Raw genomic sequence first — 20,083 nt, forward strand, 5'->3', positions numbered from 1 at the left:
TCAGTCCCACCAGAAGGTCCAGGCGGGCTGGTCCAGCACCTGATGGGTCGCGTACGCCGACAGTGACGTGTGCCGGCCCTGGTTGATGTTGTCCGGGCAGAACGCGTAGTGCTCCGCCGCCACCGCCTCCGCCTCGTCCTGCGTCGTCGGCGGGAAGGCCACCGAGACCACCAGCTGGTCGAAGGTCAGCCCCACCACCCGTATCCCGAACCGGTCCTCCCACGACCGCAGCACCGCCGACAGCCGCGCCACGTCCTCCTCGTGGTTCACCGGGCCGCTCCAGCCGATGGCCGCCGGGATGTCCGCGCTGCGGCGGGCGGGGACCAGGGCCACCCGCGCGCCGTGCATCCAACTGCCCTCGTCCGTCAGGAGGGAGGCGATCTCGGCGGCCTCGTCGTCCGGATCGGCCGCCTCCCCCTCCCGGTCCCCGGCCTCGTCCTCCGCCGTCGCCGGGGCCGCCGCGAGACCCGGCCACTCGTCCTCCTCCGTCGCGTACTCCCAGAAGCCCGCGAGGACGTCCTCCGCGTCGTGGTCCCCCGGATACGACACCGACTCCGGATTCAGGTCCCACGCCTCGGGCCACTGCTTGCGGTGACCGCCGTGGACCAGCAGCGGATGGAGCCCCGCCGTCCTGCGGGCGGGCAGCAGGTCGGCCCAGGCCCGCGGGGACGCCGGCTCGTCCGCGTACCACAGGAGCGGTTCGTGCCAGGTCCCGTCGATGGTCGTGTCGACCAGCTTGCCGGGCGGCAGTCGGAGCCCGGCCGAGCGCCCCGAGGGGTCGGTGGCCAGGGCGGGCAGGGGGTTGGGGAGCGTCGCCATGCTGGAGACCCTAAATGCCGCCACTGACAACGGGGTTCGGCTTGTGGAACTTCAAGTGCCGAGTCCCTGGCCGCTCTCCGTGGCCGGCCCCCGCCCCGGGCCCGTACCGAGCAGATCGGCGAGGCGTGACAGACCGTCGGCCGCGTGCCCTTCGGCGATCGCGCGGTCCAGGAGGCCCTGGACGGGGGCGAAGAGCTCGCCGCTCACACCCTGCGCGGCGAACGTGCTCAGCAGATTCGGGAACGCCTCCTGGTTCGTGGCGAGACTCGCCACGTCCGTCAGATGCCGCCCCGAGTCGATCGCCTCCGCCCACGCGGGCGCCGAGCCGAGCATCGCGCCCACCCAGGGCACCAGCAGCTCGGCGAAGTCGGTGGCCGGTATGGACTCCGTACGGACGAGGGCGTACGACTGCATCACGCCCATGATCATTCCGTACATGCCGGTGAGCAGCGCCAGGTCGTACAGCGCGGCGAGGCCGACCTCCTCGCCCACGTACCTCGTGCCGCCGAGCGCGGCGAACGTCTCCCGGTGCGCCTCGAAGACCTCCCGCGGGCCGCTGTAGAAGACGTACGCGTGCGGTCCCGCGATCATCTGCGGGACGGCCATGATCCCGCCGTCCAGATAGTCGGCGCCCTCCTTGGCCGACCAGACGGCGAGGTCGCGGGCCTGGTCGGGGGTGCCGTTGGTGAGATTGGCGAGGGTCTTGCCGGTGAACCGGCCGGTGAGCGGTTCCAGGACGGTGCGGACCGTGTCGTAGGTACTGAGGCAGACGACCACGAGCGGACTCGCGGCGACCGCCTCGGCGGCCGTGTCCACCGGGAGCGCGCCCTGGGCGGCCAGCGGCCCGGTCTTGGCGGCCGATCTGTTCCAGACGGTGACCTGGTGCCCCGCCCTCAGGAAGGCGACGGCGAGAGCCGTGCCCATCATTCCGAGGCCGATGACGGAGACGGCGGGCTTGGTGCTGGGGGACATACGGGTGCTCCTCCGGAGACGGGAACGGGGTCGCCTCCGATCTTCGGACGGAGGACTTCTGCCCACAAGTACCGACTAATTGGTGTGCTACGCACCGGGAGGTAAGCAAGGGAGATACGGAAGTGTGTGCGAGAGGCGGAGTGGAGACGGAAGGATGGGGATCTCCAACTGGCGTACCAGAAGCCTCAGGAGCTCGATCTTGTCTTACGTGCACCATGTGGAACATTTCCACGGACTGCCCACGTTCAACTTCCCGCCGTATGCCGACCCCGCCGACCTGCCACCCGCCGACGCGGTCGCCTGGCGCCTGCACCGCGAGCCGTACGACAACGAGGAGAGCTCGGAGGACTGCTGGAGGCGGTTCACCGAGTCGGTGGAGCTGGAGAAGGTGCGGGCGATCATCTTCGGACAGCCCTGGTACGACGGGGACGGAGGGCTGCCGCTCGACGACCTGATCGGTCTGGCCCCCCGGCTGACCAGTTTCGAAGCGCTCTTCCTCGGCGATCTGGAGGACGAGCAGGCGATGATCTCCACGATCTACCTCGGGGATCTCGCGCCGCTCCTGGAGGCCTTCCCCGGGCTCAGGGAGCTGGCGGTGCGCGGCGGGGACGGCCTGGACTTCCCCGTCTCCGGCCACGAGGGACTGCGCGCCCTGCGCGTCGAGTCCGGCGGGCTGCCGCCGAGCGCGATCGAGCACCTGGGCGCCGCCCGACTGCCGTCGCTGGAACGCCTGGAGCTGTGGCTCGGTGACGAGAACTACGGCGGCGGCGTCACGGTCGAGCAGCTCGCCCCGCTGCTCACGGGCGAGGGCAAGCCCGCGCTGCGCCACCTGGGCCTCCAGAACAGCTTCATCCAGGACGAGTTGGCCTCCGCGATCGCCTCCGCGCCCGTCGTGCCCCAACTCACCTCGCTGAGCCTGTCGATGGGCACGCTCTCCGACGACGGCGTGGAGGCGCTGCTCCAAGGGCAGCCGCTCACCCACCTGCGGGAGCTGGACCTCTCGCACCACTTCATCAGCGACCCGATGATGCTGCGGATCTGGACGGAGCTGGAGCCGGCGGGGGTGCGGGTGGATCTGACGTCGAAGCACGAACGCGATCCGAGCGACTGGGACGAGGACGGCCGCTACATCGCGGCGTCCGAATGAGCGCCCGCGCGAGCCGTCTCCCCTCGAACGCCGGGAAGAGCCGGACCCGTTGAACCCTCGAACCCTCGAACCCTCTGAACTCCTGAACCGTTGAACCGTTGAACCGTTGAACCGTTGAAAGGCCACCCCCGTGCCCCGCGACCCCGAAATCCATGCGCCCGAGTCCCAGGACCCGGACGACCGGCTGATCGCCAGCTCCAGTCTGAACAGCCGGTCTCCCTGGCGGGATCCCGAGAAGCAGGTGCCCTACGGGATCGTGCTGCTCGCCGCGGCCCAGCTGAAGTGGAGCCCCGCCGCCGTCCTGGCCCGGCTGGGCGAGCTGGGATACGCCGACGTCCAGCGCCCCGAGGGCCCAATGCCCGACGCCGTCGAGCCCGACGACACCCCGCTGCTCCAGAGCGTGGAGAGCAAATGGGGCGTCAAGCCCGTCGACGTCGACACGACCTTGTCCCTACGTCAGATCGTCGAGTCGGCGGCGCGCGAGGAGCGCTCCCCGGCCGATGTCGCACGCCGTATGACCGCCTACGGCTACCGGGTCGGGACCGGCGCCCGGCCGCTGCCCGAGACCGCCAACCCGCGTGATATCGGGCTGATCCGCACCAACATCCGGGGCGCGTGGCTCGACTGGGACGACGAGGCGCCCGCGCAGCATGTGCTCACCGTGGCCCAGGAACTGTCGTGCAGCCCGCTGGTCGCCGCCGAGCGGCTGGTCGAGCTGGGCGTGCGGCTGCCGTACACCCCCGAACCCGGGGACGAGCGGATCCTGCGCATCCGGGACGCCGCGCCCCACAGCTGGATCGGCCCCTGGGGAGCCCCGCCGGTCGGGCACATCATCGCCGTCGCCCGGGAGACGGGCCGCACACAGGCGGACGTCGTCGACCGGCTGCGCGCCCTGGGCACCCAACGGCCCGACGGGAACGTGCCGGAGACCGCGGAGGCCGACGACCTCGTCCTCCTCAGCGAGAACCTCGACGGCCGGGCGCCCTGGCTCTGGAAGAACACCGTCGTCGGCCTCCAGGTGCACCACATCCTGCGCGCCGCACAGATCACCGGACGCAGTCCCGCGTCGGTCCGCGAGAGGCTGACCGAGCTCGGCCACTGGCTGCACGACAACGCCAACCTGCCCGAGACCGTGGACCAGGCGGACATCGACCTGCTCGCCACCGTCACCCGCTCGTATCTGGACGACGTCCATCTGGACAACGTCCTGCGCAGCGCGAGCCTCACGGGGCGCAGCCCGGCGGACGTCGCCGCGCGGCTGACCGCGCTCGGCTACCGGCTGCCGGACGAGGTGACGTACCCCGAGACACGCGGGGCCCTGCGCTGACCGCCCGCCCCCGGCCGTCGGACCCGTCCGACGGCCGGGGGCGGCGTCCCGCTCAGAGCCTCTCGGGCGTACGGATGCCGAGCAGCGCCATGCCCCGGCGCAGCGTGGCGGCCGTGAGGTCGGTCAGGAAGAGGCGGTTCTCGGCGACCTCCCGAGGCGGCGCGGGCTTCACGACCGGGCACTCCGTGTAGAACGTCGTGAACAGCGAGGCCAGTTGGTACAGATACGCCGTCAGTTTGTGCGGCTCGTACGCCGACGCGGCCTCCGCCACGACCTCGCCGAACTGGTCCAGATGCAGCCCCAGCGCCCGCTCCGCCGGGGCGAGTTCCAGCTCGGGGTGGGCCACCGGCGTACGCTCTCCGGCCTTGCCGAAGATCGACCGCGTCCGGGCGTACGCGTACTGGATGTACACGCTCGTGTCGCCGTGCAGCGACACCATCTGGTCCAGGTCGAACTTGTAGTCCCGGGACGCGGACGTCGACAGGTCGGCGTACTTCACCGCGCCGATGCCCACCTCCGTGGCGCGCTCGACGATCTCGTCCTCCGTGAGACCGAGCGCCTGGCCCTTCTCCCGGACGACCGCCGACGCGCGCTCGACGGCCTCGTCCAGCAGGTCCACCAGCCGCACCGTCTCGCCCTCACGGGTCTTGAACGGCTTGCCGTCCTTACCGAGGACGGTGCCGAAGGCGAGCTGGACGGCATGGACCTGGTCGTTCAGCCAGCCCGCCCGGCGGGCGGTCTCGAAGACCATCCTGAAGTGCAGCGACTGGCGGGCGTCCACCACGTACAGCAGGGTGTTCGCCTTCAGATTCCCCACCCGGTCGCGGATCGCGGACAGGTCGGTCGCCGCGTACCCGTAACCGCCGTTGCTCTTCTTGACGATCAGCGGTGTGGGATTGCCGTCCGGGCCCTTCACATCGTCGAAGAAGACACAGAGCGCACCGTCGGAGCGGACGGCGACGCCCGTCTCCTCAAGGATGCGGCAGGTCTCCTCCAGCATGTCGTTGTAGCCGGACTCGCCGACGACGTCCTCGTCCCGGATCTCCATGTCGAGCTTGTCGAAGACCGAGTGGAAGTAGATCTTCGACTCGTCGACGAACCGCTGCCACCGGGCCAGGGTCTCCGTGTCACCGGCCTGGAGCGCGACGACCCGGTCGCGGGCGCGGGCCTTGAACTCCTCGTCGGAGTCGAAGAGGGTGCGCGCGGCCTTGTAGAGGCGGCCGAGGTTCGACATCGCCTCCTCGCCGGAGATCTCCGCGCCCGCGCTGTGGTCCAACTCGTGGGGGTGCTCGGTCAGATACTGGATGAGCATGCCGAACTGGGTGCCCCAGTCGCCGATGTGATGGCGCCTGATCACGTTCTCGCCGGTGAACTCCAGGATCTCGACCATCGCGGCGCCGATCACGGCCGACCGCAGATGGCCGACGTGCATTTCCTTCGCCACGTTCGGCTGCGCGTAGTCGATGACCGTCGTGCCGGGCTCGACGGCGAACGGCACGCCGAGGCGGTCGTCGGCGATCCGCGCGGCCAGCGTCTCGACGATCGCCCGGTCGGTGACCGTGATGTTGAGGAAGCCGGGTCCCGAGACCTCGACTTCCTTGACGACATCGCCGGTGGCCAGCGCCTCCACGACCTTCGAAGCCAGCTCGCGCGGATTGCCCTTCAGCCTCTTGGCGAGGGCCAGCATCCCGTTGGCCTGGAAGTCCGCCCGGTCGCTACGTCGCAGCAGGGGGTCCGCGGTGCCGGCCTCCGGCAGGGCGGCCGAGAGGGCGTCCGCGATGCGCTGATCGACGGTCGAGGCGAGGGAAGTGACCGGGGCCATGGGCTGGGAGCCGTTCCTGTAGGCGTCGGGTTGACACATGGTTCGAGTGACACGGCCATTCTCCCACGCGCCGACAAGGCGTTTTCGCATCCCCGGGCGACCTGGGACAATGGCCGTCGTCGCCGGAATCGCAGGCGTATCCCGCAGGGCGTAGCAGAAAGAAGGACGTGCCGACCGTGGCTCAGAGCACCGAGACCGACTGGGTCTCCCGTTTCGCGGACGATGTCATCGCCGAGTCGGAGCGACGTGCGCCTGGCAAACCGGTCGTCGTCGCCTCCGGCATCTCGCCCTCCGGCCCCATCCACCTGGGCAATCTCCGCGAGGTCATGACCCCCCACCTCGTCGGCGACGAGATCCGCCGGCGTGGGTACGAGGTCAGGCACCTCATCTCGTGGGACGACTACGACCGGTACCGCAAGGTGCCGGCCGGGGTCCCCGGAGTGGACGGCACCTGGAACGAGCACATCGGCAAGCCCCTGACGTCCGTGCCGGCCCCGGCCGGGTCGGCGCACCCGAACTGGGCCGAGCACTTCAAGGCGCAGCTCATCGAGTCGCTGGCGGAGCTGGGCGTCGAGTACGACGGGATCAGCCAGACCGAGAAGTACCTCGCCGGCACCTACCGCGAACAGATCCTCCACGCGATGCGGCACCGGGGCGAGATCGACGCGATCCTCGGCCGGTACCGGACGAAGGACAAGGCTGCGGCCGGTCCCGGCCAGGGGAAGAAGCCGCAGCAGAAGAAGGTCGACGAGGCCGAGCTGGAGGCCGCCGAGGGCTCGGGCGCGGCCGACGAGGACGACGGCGGCGGCTCGGCCGGATACTTCCCGTACAAGCCGTACTGCGGCAACGAGGGCTGCGGCAAGGACCTGACCACCGTCACGGCGTACGACGACGAGACGACCGAGCTGACCTACGTCTGCCAGGAGTGCGGCTTCGGGGAGACGGTCCTGCTCAGCGAGTTCAACCGCGGCAAGCTGGTCTGGAAGATCGACTGGCCGATGCGCTGGGCGTACGAGGGCGTGATCTTCGAGCCGTCCGGGGTCGACCACCAGTCGCCCGGGTCCTCGTTCGTCGTCGGCGGGCAGATCGTGCGCGAGATCTTCGACGGGGTGCAGCCGATCGGGCCGATGTACGCGTTCGTGGGCATCTCCGGGATGGCGAAGATGTCGTCCTCCAAGGGAGGTGTGCCGACCCCGGCCGACGCGCTGCGGATCATGGAGGCGCCGCTGCTGCGCTGGCTGTACGCGCGCCGCAGGCCCAACCAGTCCTTCAAGATCGCCTTCGACCAGGAGATCCAGCGGCTGTACGACGAGTGGGACGCCCTGGAGCGCAAGATCGCGGACGGCTCGGTGCAGGCCGCCGACGCTGCGGCCTACACCCGGGCCACCGGCACGGCGAGCGGTGAGCTGCCCCGTACCCCGCATCCGCTGCCGTACCGCACGCTCGCGTCCGTCGTGGACGTCACGGCGGGCGCCGAGGAGCAGACGCTGCGCATCCTCAGCGAGCTGGACCCGGCCGACCCGCTGACCTCGCTGGACGAGGCCCGGCCCCGGCTGGACAGGGCGGAGAACTGGATCACCACCCAGGTGCCCGCCGAGGCCCGGACCGTCGTGCGCGACGAGCCCGACCGGGAGCTGCTGGACTCGCTGGACGAGCAGACGCGCGAGGGGCTGCGGCTGCTGCTGGCGGACCTGGACGCGCACTGGTCCCTGGACGGGCTCACGACGCTCGTCTACGGGGTGCCGAAGGTGCTGGCCGGGCTGGCGCCCGACGCGCGGCCGACGCCGGAGCTTAAGGCCGCGCAGCGGTCGTTCTTCGCGGTGCTCTACCGGCTGCTGGTGAGCCGGGACACCGGGCCGAGGCTGCCGACGCTGCTGCTGGCGGTGGGGGCGGAGAGGGTGCGGACGCTGCTGGGGGGCTGAGACGGGGCCGGCCACCGGGGTGCCCGGTGGCCGGTGGCCTGTTCGTGCCTCGCCGTGGCTCAGGCGATGTGGTCGTCCTGGAGTTCCGCGGTGTGGCGGTTGGTGAAGCGGTTGACCAGGCGGTCGGCCTCGCGCAGGGGCAGCGACGTGCCGTACGTGGCCTCCACGTCGCCCCTGAACTGGCCCGAGGTCGGGTAGCTGCCGTCTATCGACTTCTTGAAGACCAGGTAGTAGTCCTCTTCGGTCGGCTCATTGCCGCCGCCCGTGCCCAGCTCGCGGGTACGCCCCGGACCGGCCGGAATGGGAAAGCTGCCGGTGTCCTCCATAGAGGGCTTCGGGGGCGGTGGCTCCTCGAAAGGCTGTGGGAACGCCTGCTGTTCGAGGCCCTGCTGTTCGAGGCTCTGCTGAGCCTCGAACTGCTGTTGTTCCTCAAGCTGCCGCTGTTCCTCGAACTGCCGCAGGGACCGCAACTGCTGCTGTCCGTCGAACTGTTCGGCCCCCTGCTCTTCCACGTACGCCTGCTGGTACGCGGCGTCCGGGTCGTACGTCGGGTCGTAGCCGCCCTGGTACTCGACGGCCCGGGGGTCGCGTGCGTGGAGCCACTGACTGGACGGCTCGGCGTGGTCCGGCTGCTGCTGCTCGGGAGGTTCGACGGCGCCGGGAGCGGGACGCCGGTCCGGGGCGGGTGCCACGGTGTTCTGTACGGCGGGCACGGGGGCGGCGGCCGGCGCGGGCTCGATCGCGGGGGCCGGGGCCGGTGGGAGCAGGGCCGGTTCGATGCCCGCCGCGGCGAGGCCGGCCGGGGCGGTGTCCGCGAGGGGGACACCGAACTTCGCGAGCCGCAGCGGCATCATCGCCTCGATGGGCGCCTTGCGGCGCCAGTTGCGGCCGTAGCGCGCCTGGAGACGGGCCTGGTAGATCAGCCGGTCCTGTTCGAGCTGGATGATGTCCTCGTAACTGCGTATCTCCCACAGCTTCATCCGGCGCCACAGCTTGAACGTCGGGATCGGCGAGAGCAGCCAGCGGGTGAGGCGGACACCCTCCATGTGCTTGTCGGCGGTGATGTCCGCGATCCGGCCGACCGCGTGGCGGGCCGCCTCCACGGAGACGACGAAGAGGATCGGGATCACCGCGTGCATGCCGACGCCGAGCGGGTCCGGCCAGGCCGCCGCGCCGTTGAAGGCGATCGTGGCGGCCGTGAGCAGCCACGCGGTCTGGCGCAGCAGCGGGAACGGGATCCGCAGCCAGGTCAGCAGGAGGTCGAGCGCCAGCAGGACGCAGATACCCGCGTCGATACCGATCGGGAAGACGATCGAGAACTGTCCGAAGCCCTTCTGCTCGGCGAGTTCGCGCACGGCAGCGTACGACCCCGCGAAACCGATCGCGGCGATGAGAACCGCGCCGGCGACGACGATGCCGATGAGTATTCGGTGCGTGCGAGTGAGCTGCATCGCGGCCACCCGTGGCCCCTCCCGTCCTGGATGTCTGGCGGGGCACAGCCTGGCACATGTGTACGGGTGCTGTTGCGCAGAGACCCTCCCAGGGGCCCGAGTTGGGGCGCCAACGGCCACGTGGTGGGGTGTTTGTCCACAATCTCCTGACCGGCTCCGCGCTCCCGCGAAGCGCGGCGGGACACGGATCGGGACTGCTGCCGGGGCGCCCCCCGGCGGCCTACTCCGCCGCCGCCGGAACGGCCGCCACTGCTTCCTTCGTCGCCTTCGTGGCGCCCTTCACCAGGTCACCGGCGGCGGGGGACTTCGCGCCCGCGTAGCCCGCGCCGTTGTAGGTGAGGGTGATCACCACGTTCTCCGAGCGGGCCACGACCGTCGCGTAGCCGAAGGACTCGCCCGTCTTCGTCACGCTGAAGGTGATCGCCGTCGCCTCCGTGCCGATGCCGGGAGCCGGGGCCGCCTTCGTGCCCTTCGCGCCTTCCGTGGCCCGGGCCTTGGCGACTTCCTTCTTGTAGTAGTCGGCGGCGCGGTCCTGGCCCGAGCCGAGACCCTCCTCCGAGTCGTACCGCATGAAGGAGATGTCCAGCCAGCGGTACTGCGAGCCCTTGACCCCGTTGTCGTCCAGCCCGTTCCACGAGCAGCTGCCGCGCGTCGTGATGTCGGACGACTTGCCCGCCGAGCCCGACTTGCTCTTCGCCGCCGGCACCAGATCGGTGACCGTCTTCGAGGCGATCGACTTGCACGGGTCGGCCGGGAGCGTCGTGAACTTCGCCGGGGCGACCTTCGGCGCCGCCTTGGAGGCCGTGGCCGCGGGCTTGTCCGCGTCACCGCCGCCGCCGTCGGAGTCGGAGGAGCAGCCGGCGGCGACGATCATCACCGGGACGGCTGCGCAGGCGAGCAGACGTACACGGCTGCGGGTACGGGAGCGGCTGGGTCGCGGGGCTGATCGCTGCATGGTTCCTTCAGAGTTCCTTGAGTCGGTGGTCATACGGTCCGATCGGCCACGGTAACCGCCCGGGGCGCGACTCAGGGCCCGGGCGGCGGACTCCGCGCCGGGCGGGCGCCCGCCCGGGACGTGTTTCCGGGCCCCGCGGACGCCCCTACTCGTTGAGCTGATCGGCCAGCTTCCGGGCCAGTCCCCGTGCCTTTTCCTGCAGTTCCTTGCTGTCGGGGACCGTCGTCGGATGGGCCGGCTGCTCCGCGTACCCCACCGTCACGACCACATTCGATGTGCGGAACACCACGCTGACCGTACGGCGCTTCGCGGCCGAACCGGACGGGGCGTAGACGTCGTCCACGAAGGCCGCGTCGCCGAGATCGTCCAGCAGCCGGGGCTGGAGACCGGGGGGCGGTGCGGTCGTGGCCGGGCTCGTGGCCGTACCGCTGTTGGGGGTCTTCCCGGCGGAGGGGGAGCCGGAGGGCTTGTCGGAGGCCGATCCGGACGGGCTGGGTCCGTCCCCGGGGCCGTCCTCCGGGTCCTCGTCGACGGGGGGCGGCAGGGCCGCGCCGTCCTCCTTCTTCGCGTAGACCTCCTGCGCCTTGTCGGCGTCGCTCACCGCCGGGTCGTAGGACACGACCCGCTCGACGTCGATCACCAGATGGTGCGAGGCGTCCGGCGCGTCGGCGGACCAGGAGCACCCGACGCGGCGATCGGTGTCGTACGTCACGGCCGCCGTGCCCTTGAAGATCTTCTCCTGCTGGTCCTCCGGCAACTGGGCGGCGCCCGGCAGCAGATCCCGCAGCGTGGCACGGTCGACGGACCCGCACGGCTCGCGCAGGGTGCGGTACTTGCCCGGAGGCGCGGTGGAGGTGGTGGGGACACCGGCCTTGGCGTCGATGTCGGAGCCGTCGCCGTCGCTCCCGGAGGTGCATCCCGCGACGAGCGTCACGAGCAGCGCCGCCAGGCCGGGTACGTACGCCTTTCGCTGCACGGTCCCTTGGCTCCTTGTCTACGCGGTGTGGACATCAGTTCTAAGTGGTCGCACTGGTGAGAACTACGCAGGTGCCGTGCTGGTTCCTGGTTGCGCACACATGGCGAGTTCACGCGAAAAGGGTTTGCCGCCGCATGGCGTGCGGTGGACACAATGTCTACCTCACGCATTGCCGTGGATGCCGGTCCACTGTCTGATTTGGTGGCTCTGGCTCCGGTTTTTGCTCTTTCAGACTTTCGGGGGAATAGAGGGACTATGTCGTACGTGGAAGTGCCGGGCGAGAAGGTCCCCATCCGTATGTGGACCGACCCCGCCTCGGTCGAGGACGTCGCGATGCAGCAGCTGCGGAACGTCGCGACGCTGCCCTGGATCAAGGGTCTCGCCGTCATGCCCGACGTCCACTTCGGCAAGGGCGCGACGGTCGGCTCGGTGATCGCGATGCAGGGCGCGGTCTGCCCGGCCGCGGTGGGCGTGGACATCGGCTGCGGCATGTCGGCGGTCAAGACCTCCCTGACGACGAACGACCTCCCGGGCGACCTCTCCCGCCTGCGCTCCCGGATCGAGCAGGCGATTCCGGTGGGGCGGGGGATGCACGACGAGCTGATCGAGCCGGAGGGGGTGGGCGCGCGCTGGGACGACTTCTGGGAGCGGTTCGACGGGATCGCCGAATCGGTCAAATTCCGTCAGCAGCGGGCGGTCAGGCAGATGGGAACGCTCGGCGGGGGAAACCATTTTGTCGAGTTCTGTGTTGATTCGACCGGTTCTGTCTGGCTGATGCTGCACTCCGGCTCCCGGAACATCGGCAACGAGCTGGCGGACTTCCACATCGGAGTCGCGCAGGCCCTGCCGCACAACCAGGACCTGATCGACCGCGATCTCGCCGTCTTCGTCTCCGACACCCCGGAGATGGGGGCGTACCGCAACGACCTGTTCTGGGCCCAGGAGTACGCGAGTTACAACCGCGCCGTGATGATGGACCTCTTCAAGAACGTCGTACGCAAGGAGTTCAAGAAGGCGAAGGTCACCTTCGAGCCCGTCATCTCCTGCCACCACAACTACGTCTCGGAGGAGCGGTACGACGGAATGGACCTGCTGGTCACCAGGAAGGGCGCGATCCGCGCCGGCAGCGGTGACTACGGGATCATCCCCGGCTCCATGGGCACGGGGTCGTACATCGTGAAGGGGCTCGGCAACGAGGCGTCCTTCAACTCCGCGTCGCACGGAGCCGGCCGCAAGATGAGCCGGAACGCCGCGCGGAAGAAGTTCTCGGTGCGGGACCTGGAGGACCAGACGCGGGGCGTGGAGTGCCGCAAGGACTCCGGCGTCGTGGACGAGATCCCGGGCGCGTACAAGCCCATCGAGAAGGTCATCGACCAGCAGAGGGACCTTGTCGAGGTGGTCGCGAAGCTCAAGCAGGTGGTGTGCGTGAAGGGCTGACGAACGCGGTTGCGGAGGGTGTGGCGGTGCCTCACGGGGGTGGGCACCGCCACAGCCGTGTCACGAGTCCCCAGGCCGTGTGGACGACTGGTAGGCGCGGTGGGTCAGGCCGATTTCTGCGACGTTTTTTGTCAGTTCGAAGTTGAGCCAGCTCGCCACGTGGACCAGTTCCACGTCGTCTCCCCAGGGGAGTCCCGCCGTCCGGGACTTCGAGTCCAGGTCGGTGTCGGTGAGTTGGAGCAGTTCCGTGCGCCAGGAGTCCTTCAGGGAGGTCAGCCACGTGGTCGTGGCCCCTGTCGAGCCCGGCCAGGGGATGGACTCGCGTGGTGGGGCGCCCTCGCCGAAGCAGTGGGTGAGGGTGGTCGTCCACCAGAAGCCGATGTGCCAGGTGAGCCAGGCGATCGAGGTGCTGGGGACCGGGTCGGGCTCGGGGACCTGCCAGTCGGCGGTCCAGGCGCCTCCCTCGTCCTGGCGGACCGTCCAGCAGTCGGCGGACGGTTCCCAGAGGCAGGCCCGGTCGTCCAGGTCCTTCAGGTAGTACTCGAACAGGGCCCAGGCCATGTCGAGTTGGCGGACCAGCAGGTCGACGCGGGGGACGGCGGTCGTCATGACGGCGAGCGTTCCACCGGGGGCGGTGGGCGGCAAACGAATTTGCCGGGGCCGCCGTGGTCGCTGTCTCCCGGCTCCGTACGCGGCCGGCGCGCGATGTGGTGTTCACTGACGGGTGTTCCGCCCTCCGAGCCGGGAGATCCTCCGCCGTGTCCGACCGACCCCATCTGCTCGCCGACTGCGAGAACTGCTTCGGGCTGTGCTGTGTCGCCCTGCCCTTCGCCGCGTCCACGGACTTCGCCGTCGACAAACGGGCCGGGCAGCCCTGCTCGAATCTGCGCGCGGACTTCCGCTGCGGCATCCACACCCGTCTGCGGGACAAGGGGTTCCAGGGCTGCACGGTGTACGACTGCTTCGGCGCCGGCCAGCAGGTCTCACAGGTCACCTTCGGGGGGAAGAGCTGGCGGGACGACCCGGCGAGCGCGCCGTCGATGTACGCCGCGTTCCCCGTGATGCGGCAGCTGCACGAACTGCTCCGCCATCTGACCGAGGCCCTGACCATGGAGCCGGCCCGGAGTCTGCACGCGGAGCTGCGGGCCTCGTTCGACGCGATCGCGCGGCTGACCGAGAGCGACGCCGAGACCCTGGTGGCGCTGGATGTGGCCGGCCACCGGGCTGGCGTGAGCGAACTGCTGCTCCGGAGCAGCGAGCTCGTACGCGCCGGTGTCCCCGGCAGGCGGGCGGAGCGCCGGGGCGCCGATCTGATGGGTGCCAGGCTCAAGGGCGCCGATCTGCGCGGCGCGAATCTGCGGGGCGCCTGTCTGATCGCCGCCGACCTGCGCGGCGCCGATCTGCGGACGGCCGATCTGATCGGCGCGGACTTCCGCGACACGGACCTGCGCGGCGCCGATCTCACGGGCGCCCTGTTCCTCACCCAGCCGCAGCTCAACGCGGCGAGGGGCGACGCCTCGACCGTCCTGCCGGCCACCCTGGCACGCCCCTCGCACTGGTCGGCGGCGGCGGCCCGCCAGGGCCCGTCCGGCGGATCGGACCTAGCCGCGCCGCTCCGCCGCGTGCAGGGCGCGCGCCCGTGACATCGCGCCGTCGAAGTCGCGCTGGGTGTCGTCCGACCAGTGCAGCAGGTCGGCCAGGACGCGCGTGAGGGTCTCGCCCGGGCCCCGGCGCCATCCGTCGCCGGAGAGGGTGTACGTCTCCAGGACCGCGCCCGCGCGGCGGACGGCCGCGTCGAGGCGGGCGTCGAGGGCCACCTCGGGGCGGGGGGCCGGACGGGGCTCGGGGCCGGTGCCGGGGTCGGGACCGGTGCCCGGGTCGGAACCGGTGCCCGGGTCGGGGCCGTCGGTCATGAAAGCTCCCTGTGCACCTTGGTGTTGGAGGCCTGCGCCCGGGGCCGGACCACCAGCAGGTCGATGTTGACGTGGTGGGGCCGGGTGACCGCCCAGGTGATGGTGTCGGCCACGTCGTCCGCGCTGAGCGGCTCGGCGACCCCCTCGTACACCTTCTCGGCCCGCGCGGTGTCCCCGCGGAAGCGCGTCGTGGCGAACTCCTCCGTCTTGACCATCCCGGGCGCCACCTCTATGACGCGGACCGGCGTGCCCACGATCTCCAGGCGGAGGGTCTCGGCGAGGACGTGCTCGGCGTGCTTGGCCGCGACGTAACCGCCGCCGCCTTCGTAGGTGGCGAAGCCGGCGGTGGAGGAGAGGATCACGACCGTGCCGTTGCCGCTCGCGGTGAGCGCGGGGAGCAGGGCCTGGGTGGTGTGGAGGGTGCCGATGACGTTCGTCTCGAACATCTGCCGCCAGTCGTCCGGGTCGCCGCTGGCGACCGGGTCGGCGCCGAGCGCGCCGCCCGCGTTGGCGACGAGCACGTCGACGGACGGGAGGCTCCCCAGCCCGGCGGCGAACGCGTCGACGGCCGCCCGGTCGGTGACATCGAGGACGTGGGCGGTGGCGGAGTGCCCGGCCGCGTTGATCTCGGCGGCCAGCGCCTCGATACGGTCCTTGCGGCGGGCGGTCAGGACGACATGGTGGCCCGTGGCCGCGAGTTGGCGGGCGGTGGCGGCTCCGATGCCGCTGCTCGCTCCGGTGACGACGGCGGTGGGGGTACCGGCGACGGTCATGGCGTGCTCCTCGCGCGTGTGGCGGCTGATCGGACTCCGGCCAGGATAGGCAGGGGGTGCGGGTCGGTGGTCGCGCGGGGCGTGGATCGGGAGGGCCCCGCCGGACGAGCCGGGCGTCGCGGATCCCGACGAGGCGGCGAGGGCGACGGAGCGGATCACGAGCGTGCCGGTGGCCTGCCATGCGGGTGGAAGACGGATCGACACAGTGATGGCTCGTCAGGCCGGGGTGATTCGTCACTATCTTCGGATCATGGGAGTTATGCGTAGGGCGATGTTGGCGGTGTCGACCACCGCCGTGGTCGTGTCGACGGGCGCGATGTCGGGCCCGGTCCTGGCCAAGGGCGTGGAGGCGGACCCCCGCCCGGACCTGGGAGTCGTCGCCGAGCGGCGACCGGTCGAGGCCGATGTGGCGCACCACGGGCACGTCTCCCTCCGGGACGGGCGCCTCTCCCTACGGCTGTCGACCGGCAACCACGGCCCGTCGGACCTGGCCGGCGCGACCGCCCGGCTCGGCTTCTCCGTACCGCTGGCCGTCGGGCAGACCTTGCCGGACGCCTGTCTCTGGGGCGGGAACCAGGTCGTGTACTGCCAGGCGGGCGCCCTGCGCGCGGACGGGCGGGACAGCGAGGTCCTGCTCGACCTGCGGACGGTCGGTGAGCCCGCCGAGGTGTCCGTGGACATCACGACCGTGTGGAGCGGCGGCGCCGACGACGGCAACCCGGAGAACGACCGGCACCATGTGCTGGTCCCCGCCACCGGCGACCTGTACGTGTACTGACGGCCGTCCGCGACCGGCCCGGCGCCTCGCCGGCGCCCCCCGGGGCCGCCCCGAGCCCGTCAACTACGCCGCCGCGCCCCCGAATTCGCGTACGGCCTCCTCGACGATCGCCGCCAGCCGCGTGTGGTGCGCGCCGCGCCAGTAGACCTTGCCGCAGACCGTGCACTGCGCGAACACGTCGTACGTACGCTGGGTGCCCTCCTCCAGGCGGCCCTCGACCGAGTCCTTGTCGGCGGGCCCCAGCGTGCCGTTGCAGGCGGTGCAGCGCGTCCAGGGGGCGAGGGCGGGCGCGAACCGTTCGAGCACGTCGCGCAGCTGGTCCTCCGTGCGGTCGCTGTAGATGTACGCCCCGGCCCAGATCTCCCGGCGCCGCAGCAGGCCCCGGTCGCGGGAGAGCAGCACGCGCCGCTCCTTCGCCGAGAGCGTGGCCAGCGCCGGATCGCCGATGTCGTCGCTCTCGTACGCCGCGTCGACGCCCAGCAGCCGCATCCGGCGGGCCAGGGTGCCGAGGTGGACGTCGAGCAGGAAGCGCAGGGGCGCTCCCGGTACGCGCTGCGGGCGGACCACCGCCCGTACCTCCACCGACTCGCCGGCCGAGGGGATGTGCGACGTCGCCACCGGTACCCCGTCGACGAGGAGTTGACCCGCCTCGGTGAGCGGGACGCCGAGGGACTCGACGACATGACCGAGTGTGGACGAGCCGTCCGTGGCCACGGCCGTACGCCCGCCCCGCCGCCCGGCCGGGACGAAGACGTGCAGCTCAGGGGCGAAGGTGAGGTGGATCTCCGGTCCGTTCACGTCGTCAGCATGACACCGGGCCGCGAGGCGGGCCAGGGCTTTCCGCGCGGGCGGGCGTGTGATTCGCCCCGGCCCGCTTCGGACTGCTTCTGATGGTTTCAGCCGGTTTCCGGCGGTTCACCCGGTATCGATCGGTCTCGGTCCGCTTCGAGGTCGAGCCGCCATTCGTTGCACCGCATCATGTGGCCGACCGGATACTCGAAGTCGCTCTCCCCGAGCAGGTCGAAACCGGCCTTGCGGCACACCGCGTTCGACGCCCCGTTGTCCACCGACGGGAACGCCATCAGAAAGCGGTGGGTGCGCTCCGCCCGCGCCCGCTCCGCCAGCGCCCTCGTCGCCGCCACCGCCAGCCCGCGCCCCTGGAACTCCCCGAGGACACCCCAGCCCGTCTCGTACACCGGCTGTCCCCGCCAGGTGGTCTCCCAGAAGCCGGTGTTCCCCACCGCCTCCCCGCCCGGCGCCAGGACGATCCGGAACATCCGCCCCTTGCCCGTCCGGTCGGAGCTCAGCGAGACGTACCTCGCGTGCCGGGCGAGCAGCTGCTCCTCGGTCTCGGGGCCGCCGAGATGCTCCATCAGCTCGGGCGCGTTCGCCGCGCGCAGGAGCCCGAGATCGCCCTCCGCCCATGGCTCCAGCCGCACCCGGGGTGCTTTCATCTCCATGGGACCGACTGTAGATCGCGGCACTGACAGCGAAGCACTGACAGCGAGGCACCGACAACGGAGCGGGAGGTGCGGTCGGGTGGGCCACACCGGGGTCTGGTGGGTCGGCGCCGTGCCCGACGCCGAGGTGCTGGCGCTGCCGCGCAGGTTCGCGCATCTCGACGAGACCTGGACCGTCCCGGACGGCTGCGGCGACGATCTGCGCTGGTGGCTGGGCGGCGGCGACCGCGAGCCGTACTTCACGCCGGAACCGACCCCCGCCGCGTACCGCTTCGCCGCGTTCGCGCGCGGCGGCGGCCCGAGCGCGCCCGCCGTGGCGGCCATGAAGGACGCGGCGAGGGACCTGCTGCGGCGGGCGGAGGCCGACGGGGCCGACCCGGACGGGCTGTTCGCCGTCGCCGTACGGAAGGGAGAGCCAGCGACCGCGCTCCACCACGGTCTCGGCGCGGAGGCGTCGGCCCAACTGCCGGGCTGGTTCGGGGACTTCCTCCTCGGTGCCGAGGAGGTACGGGCGGTGCTCCCGGCCGCCGAGTCGGTGCTGGCCGTGTCGGGGCCCCGCCGTACGGAGGTGCTCGCCCGCGTCGACGCGTGGGCGTACGGCATGACCGACACGCCCCGGGGCGAGTTCGACGCCGCCGGTCTGCTGGCCGGGCCGCTGCGCGTGCTCCGGTACGCCGCCGCGCACGGCCTGGGCGTGGTCGCCGCGACCGAGACCTACTGAGACGGCCGGGAGGGGACGGGCGCCGGGCTCCGCCGGACTACTGGACGGCGCGTGCGTACGCCGTCGGCGGCACGCCCACCGTCGCCGTGAAGTCCCGCACCAGATGCGCCTGGTCGCTGTAGCCGAGATCGGCCGCCAGCGCGGCCCAGTCGAGCTCCTCGTCCGCCTCGGCGCGCTCCAGGGCGTCGTGGATACGGTGCCGGAGGATGACCCACTTCGGGCCCACCCCCACGTACGTGGCGAACAGCCGCTGCAACGAGCGCACCGACAGACCGGCCGCCGAGGCCAGTTCCGCCGCCCGCCGGATCGTGCGGTCCTCGCCGACCAGACCGACCACCCTCATCGCCTCGTCCGCCCCCGGATCGGGTTGTGCGCCGAGACCGAGCAGATAGGCGTCGAGCGCGGCGACCCGCGCGTCCTCCCCAGGAGGGCCGAGGACCGCCTCGACGTCCGCGTCCGTCGCCGGGAGCACCTCGGCGATCGGCACCCGCCGTCCCGACCACGCGGACACCGGCCACGCGGGCGCGAAGGGCCGGAAGCCGCCGGGGCGGAACTTCACCCCGCAGACCCGCCCGCGCGCCTCCAGCTTCTGTGTGAAGAGTTCGAGGCCGATGCCCGCCACTTCACCCCAGGGCGGCGCCGTGCCGAACCGCTGGAAGACGACATTCACCGAGGGGTGCGGGACGACGTGCGAGGCGTACGGCTCCGGGAGGTCCCAGTCGATGAGCCAGTACAGCTCCACGTACCCGCGCAGCTCGGGCGCCGGCAGACGGCGGCGGAAATCGACCCGGGCGAAGAGCCCGGAGGCGTCGACGATGCCTCTCGTGTCGCGCCGTGGAGCTGTCATGGCGGGATCCTATGCCGGGTTCGTTCTGTCGCGTTTGTTCAATACGCGCGGGGGCGGCCTCCCTAGCGTCGGAGCCATGGACGACACGATCCGCACCCTTCTCGAAACGGCCGCCGCCGACGCACTCCCGGTGCTGCGCGGGGTACGCGACGACCAGCTCACCGCACCGACGCCGTGCGCCGACTACGACGTACAAGGCCTGCTCGACCATCTCTTCCAGGTGGTCGTCAACTTCCAGGCGCTCGCCGACAAGCGCGACTCCGACTTCACCGCCGCGCCCGAGCGGCTGGCGGCCGACCGGAACGAGCGCTTCGCCGTGGAGATCGCCGAACTCGTCAGGGTGTGGGGCGCGCCCGGCGCGGAGGAAGGCGTCACCGGGGCCATGAACATGCCCGCGCGGACCGTCGGCGCGATGGCACTCGGCGATCTGACCGTGCACGCCTGGGACCTGGCCCGGGCCACGGGGCAGCCCTACGAGCCGGACCCCGCCCTCGTACGGATGCTCGCCGCCGAGTTCGGGGCGCTGGCGCCCACGGCGCGTGCGATGGGTGTCTTCGGGGAGCCCGTCCCGGTGGGTGAGGACGCGACGCCCTTCGACGCGCTGCTGGCCGAGACCGGCCGCGATCCGGGGTGGCGTCCGTCCGCCGGCGCCTAGGCGCTCGGGCGCCCCGGCGAGTCCGCGCGTAGCGCGCCCGGTCCGCGCCCCGGTCCGCGCCCCGGTCCGTGTGCCGGGAGACGACCGGAAACGGTGTGCGGCGGCCGT

At 71.3% G+C, this 20,083-nt stretch carries 20 protein-coding genes; 8 read left to right on the plus strand and 12 right to left on the minus strand.

The features are described from left to right. Together ACFWU9_RS32660 and ACFWU9_RS32665 are read right to left on the minus strand one after the other, a co-directional pair. A complete protein-coding gene (locus ACFWU9_RS32660; RefSeq protein ID WP_384324695.1) occupies positions 1-819 on the minus strand; it encodes a DUF4253 domain-containing protein in 819 nt (272 codons plus the stop codon). A 51-nt stretch (positions 820-870) separates the two neighbouring features. Then, entirely contained in the window at positions 871-1,791 is a 921-nt protein-coding gene (locus ACFWU9_RS32665) for an NAD(P)-dependent oxidoreductase (RefSeq protein WP_384324696.1), read from the minus strand. A gap of 208 nt (positions 1,792-1,999) precedes the next feature. On the opposite strand from ACFWU9_RS32665, the gene ACFWU9_RS32670 reads away from it, so the two are divergent. Further along, the gene (locus tag ACFWU9_RS32670) at positions 2,000-2,938 is read left to right on the plus strand and encodes an STM4015 family protein (RefSeq protein ID WP_384324720.1); all 939 of its coding nucleotides are present in this window, start codon (positions 2,000-2,002) and stop codon (positions 2,936-2,938) included. A 130-nt stretch (positions 2,939-3,068) separates the two neighbouring features. Beyond that, positions 3,069-4,265, plus strand: a complete 1,197-nt coding sequence (locus tag ACFWU9_RS32675; protein WP_384324697.1) for a hypothetical protein — start codon at positions 3,069-3,071, stop codon at positions 4,263-4,265. A 52-nt stretch (positions 4,266-4,317) separates the two neighbouring features. On the opposite strand, the gene argS is transcribed toward ACFWU9_RS32675, so the two are convergent. Beyond that, entirely contained in the window at positions 4,318-6,087 is a 1,770-nt protein-coding gene (gene argS / locus ACFWU9_RS32680) for an arginine--tRNA ligase (RefSeq protein WP_384324698.1), read from the minus strand. Positions 6,088-6,254: 167 nt separating this feature from the next. Here argS and lysS point away from each other — a divergent pair, with 167 nt between their 5' ends. Beyond that, positions 6,255-8,009: a lysine--tRNA ligase gene (lysS, locus tag ACFWU9_RS32685; protein WP_384324699.1), complete on the plus strand. Its 1,755-nt coding sequence runs from the start codon at positions 6,255-6,257 to the stop codon at positions 8,007-8,009. Between the two features lie 59 nt (positions 8,010-8,068). Here lysS and ACFWU9_RS32690 read toward each other — a convergent pair whose 3' ends face one another. The 3 genes from ACFWU9_RS32690 to ACFWU9_RS32700 form a co-directional block, all read right to left on the minus strand. Then, complete coding sequence (locus tag ACFWU9_RS32690) at positions 8,069-9,460, minus strand: DUF2637 domain-containing protein (RefSeq protein WP_384324700.1); 1,392 nt, start codon at positions 9,458-9,460, stop codon at positions 8,069-8,071. A gap of 220 nt (positions 9,461-9,680) precedes the next feature. Next, the gene (locus tag ACFWU9_RS32695) at positions 9,681-10,415 is read right to left on the minus strand and encodes a DUF3558 family protein (protein WP_384324701.1); all 735 of its coding nucleotides are present in this window, start codon (positions 10,413-10,415) and stop codon (positions 9,681-9,683) included. A 145-nt stretch (positions 10,416-10,560) separates the two neighbouring features. Further along, positions 10,561-11,391: a DUF3558 domain-containing protein gene (locus ACFWU9_RS32700; RefSeq protein ID WP_384324702.1), complete on the minus strand. Its 831-nt coding sequence runs from the start codon at positions 11,389-11,391 to the stop codon at positions 10,561-10,563. Between the two features lie 255 nt (positions 11,392-11,646). Here ACFWU9_RS32700 and ACFWU9_RS32705 point away from each other — a divergent pair, with 255 nt between their 5' ends. Beyond that, the gene (locus ACFWU9_RS32705) at positions 11,647-12,828 is read left to right on the plus strand and encodes an RtcB family protein (protein WP_384324703.1); all 1,182 of its coding nucleotides are present in this window, start codon (positions 11,647-11,649) and stop codon (positions 12,826-12,828) included. 60 nt (positions 12,829-12,888) lie between these two features. On the opposite strand, the gene ACFWU9_RS32710 is transcribed toward ACFWU9_RS32705, so the two are convergent. Further along, positions 12,889-13,437, minus strand: a complete 549-nt coding sequence (locus ACFWU9_RS32710; protein WP_384324704.1) for a DinB family protein — start codon at positions 13,435-13,437, stop codon at positions 12,889-12,891. Positions 13,438-13,586: 149 nt separating this feature from the next. Here ACFWU9_RS32710 and ACFWU9_RS32715 point away from each other — a divergent pair, with 149 nt between their 5' ends. Continuing rightward, the gene (locus ACFWU9_RS32715) at positions 13,587-14,471 is read left to right on the plus strand and encodes a pentapeptide repeat-containing protein (RefSeq protein ID WP_384324705.1); all 885 of its coding nucleotides are present in this window, start codon (positions 13,587-13,589) and stop codon (positions 14,469-14,471) included. On the opposite strand, the gene ACFWU9_RS32720 is transcribed toward ACFWU9_RS32715, so the two are convergent. Then, entirely contained in the window at positions 14,430-14,741 is a 312-nt protein-coding gene (locus ACFWU9_RS32720) for a hypothetical protein (RefSeq protein WP_384324706.1), read from the minus strand. The two genes, ACFWU9_RS32715 and ACFWU9_RS32720, sit on opposite strands and share 42 nt — an antisense overlap. After that, positions 14,738-15,514 (minus strand): SDR family NAD(P)-dependent oxidoreductase, encoded by a 777-nt coding sequence (locus tag ACFWU9_RS32725; protein ID WP_384324707.1) that lies wholly within the window; start codon positions 15,512-15,514, stop codon positions 14,738-14,740. The genes ACFWU9_RS32720 and ACFWU9_RS32725 overlap by 4 nt, the downstream gene beginning before the upstream one ends. Before the next feature lie 250 nt (positions 15,515-15,764). Here ACFWU9_RS32725 and ACFWU9_RS32730 point away from each other — a divergent pair, with 250 nt between their 5' ends. Then, positions 15,765-16,292 carry a hypothetical protein gene (locus ACFWU9_RS32730; RefSeq protein WP_384324708.1) on the plus strand — a complete coding sequence of 176 codons (528 nt, stop codon included), beginning with the start codon at positions 15,765-15,767 and terminating at the stop codon, positions 16,290-16,292. Positions 16,293-16,355: 63 nt separating this feature from the next. On the opposite strand, the gene ACFWU9_RS32735 is transcribed toward ACFWU9_RS32730, so the two are convergent. Together ACFWU9_RS32735 and ACFWU9_RS32740 are read right to left on the minus strand one after the other, a co-directional pair. Further along, entirely contained in the window at positions 16,356-17,090 is a 735-nt protein-coding gene (locus tag ACFWU9_RS32735) for a Mut7-C RNAse domain-containing protein (RefSeq protein ID WP_384324709.1), read from the minus strand. A gap of 98 nt (positions 17,091-17,188) precedes the next feature. Then, a complete protein-coding gene (locus tag ACFWU9_RS32740) occupies positions 17,189-17,752 on the minus strand; it encodes a GNAT family N-acetyltransferase (protein WP_384324710.1) in 564 nt (187 codons plus the stop codon). Positions 17,753-17,831: 79 nt separating this feature from the next. On the opposite strand from ACFWU9_RS32740, the gene ACFWU9_RS32745 reads away from it, so the two are divergent. Continuing rightward, positions 17,832-18,473, plus strand: a complete 642-nt coding sequence (locus tag ACFWU9_RS32745) for a hypothetical protein (RefSeq protein WP_384324711.1) — start codon at positions 17,832-17,834, stop codon at positions 18,471-18,473. 37 nt (positions 18,474-18,510) lie between these two features. Here the strand turns inward: ACFWU9_RS32745 and ACFWU9_RS32750 are convergent, their stop codons facing one another. Beyond that, positions 18,511-19,320, minus strand: coding sequence for a DUF6597 domain-containing transcriptional factor (locus tag ACFWU9_RS32750; RefSeq protein ID WP_384324712.1), 810 nt, complete (start codon positions 19,318-19,320; stop codon positions 18,511-18,513). A gap of 76 nt (positions 19,321-19,396) precedes the next feature. Between ACFWU9_RS32750 and ACFWU9_RS32755 the strand changes: the two genes are divergently transcribed. Further along, the gene (locus ACFWU9_RS32755; RefSeq protein WP_384324713.1) at positions 19,397-19,975 is read left to right on the plus strand and encodes a TIGR03086 family metal-binding protein; all 579 of its coding nucleotides are present in this window, start codon (positions 19,397-19,399) and stop codon (positions 19,973-19,975) included. Positions 19,976-20,083: the final 108 nt, after the last annotated feature.

Source organism: Streptomyces sp. NPDC058653 (genome assembly GCF_042716895.1).
Lineage (GTDB): Bacteria > Actinomycetota > Actinomycetes > Streptomycetales > Streptomycetaceae > Streptomyces.

What these genes read in the sequence shown, in the direction of transcription:
- ACFWU9_RS32660 (WP_384324695.1), bottom strand. Translation starts at nt 819, where the DNA reads ATGGCGACGCTCCCCAACCCCCTGCCCGCCCTGGCCACCGACCCCTCG.
- ACFWU9_RS32665 (WP_384324696.1), bottom strand. Translation starts at nt 1,791, where the DNA reads ATGTCCCCCAGCACCAAGCCCGCCGTCTCCGTCATCGGCCTCGGAATG.
- argS (WP_384324698.1), bottom strand. Translation starts at nt 6,087, where the DNA reads ATGGCCCCGGTCACTTCCCTCGCCTCGACCGTCGATCAGCGCATCGCG.
- ACFWU9_RS32690 (WP_384324700.1), bottom strand. Translation starts at nt 9,460, where the DNA reads ATGCAGCTCACTCGCACGCACCGAATACTCATCGGCATCGTCGTCGCC.
- ACFWU9_RS32695 (WP_384324701.1), bottom strand. Translation starts at nt 10,415, where the DNA reads ATGCAGCGATCAGCCCCGCGACCCAGCCGCTCCCGTACCCGCAGCCGT.
- ACFWU9_RS32705 (WP_384324703.1), top strand. Translation starts at nt 11,647, where the DNA reads ATGTCGTACGTGGAAGTGCCGGGCGAGAAGGTCCCCATCCGTATGTGG.
- ACFWU9_RS32710 (WP_384324704.1), bottom strand. Translation starts at nt 13,437, where the DNA reads ATGACGACCGCCGTCCCCCGCGTCGACCTGCTGGTCCGCCAACTCGAC.
- ACFWU9_RS32720 (WP_384324706.1), bottom strand. Translation starts at nt 14,741, where the DNA reads ATGACCGACGGCCCCGACCCGGGCACCGGTTCCGACCCGGGCACCGGT.
- ACFWU9_RS32725 (WP_384324707.1), bottom strand. Translation starts at nt 15,514, where the DNA reads ATGACCGTCGCCGGTACCCCCACCGCCGTCGTCACCGGAGCGAGCAGC.
- ACFWU9_RS32730 (WP_384324708.1), top strand. Translation starts at nt 15,765, where the DNA reads ATGGGAGTTATGCGTAGGGCGATGTTGGCGGTGTCGACCACCGCCGTG.
- ACFWU9_RS32740 (WP_384324710.1), bottom strand. Translation starts at nt 17,752, where the DNA reads ATGGAGATGAAAGCACCCCGGGTGCGGCTGGAGCCATGGGCGGAGGGC.
- ACFWU9_RS32750 (WP_384324712.1), bottom strand. Translation starts at nt 19,320, where the DNA reads ATGACAGCTCCACGGCGCGACACGAGAGGCATCGTCGACGCCTCCGGG.
- ACFWU9_RS32755 (WP_384324713.1), top strand. Translation starts at nt 19,397, where the DNA reads ATGGACGACACGATCCGCACCCTTCTCGAAACGGCCGCCGCCGACGCA.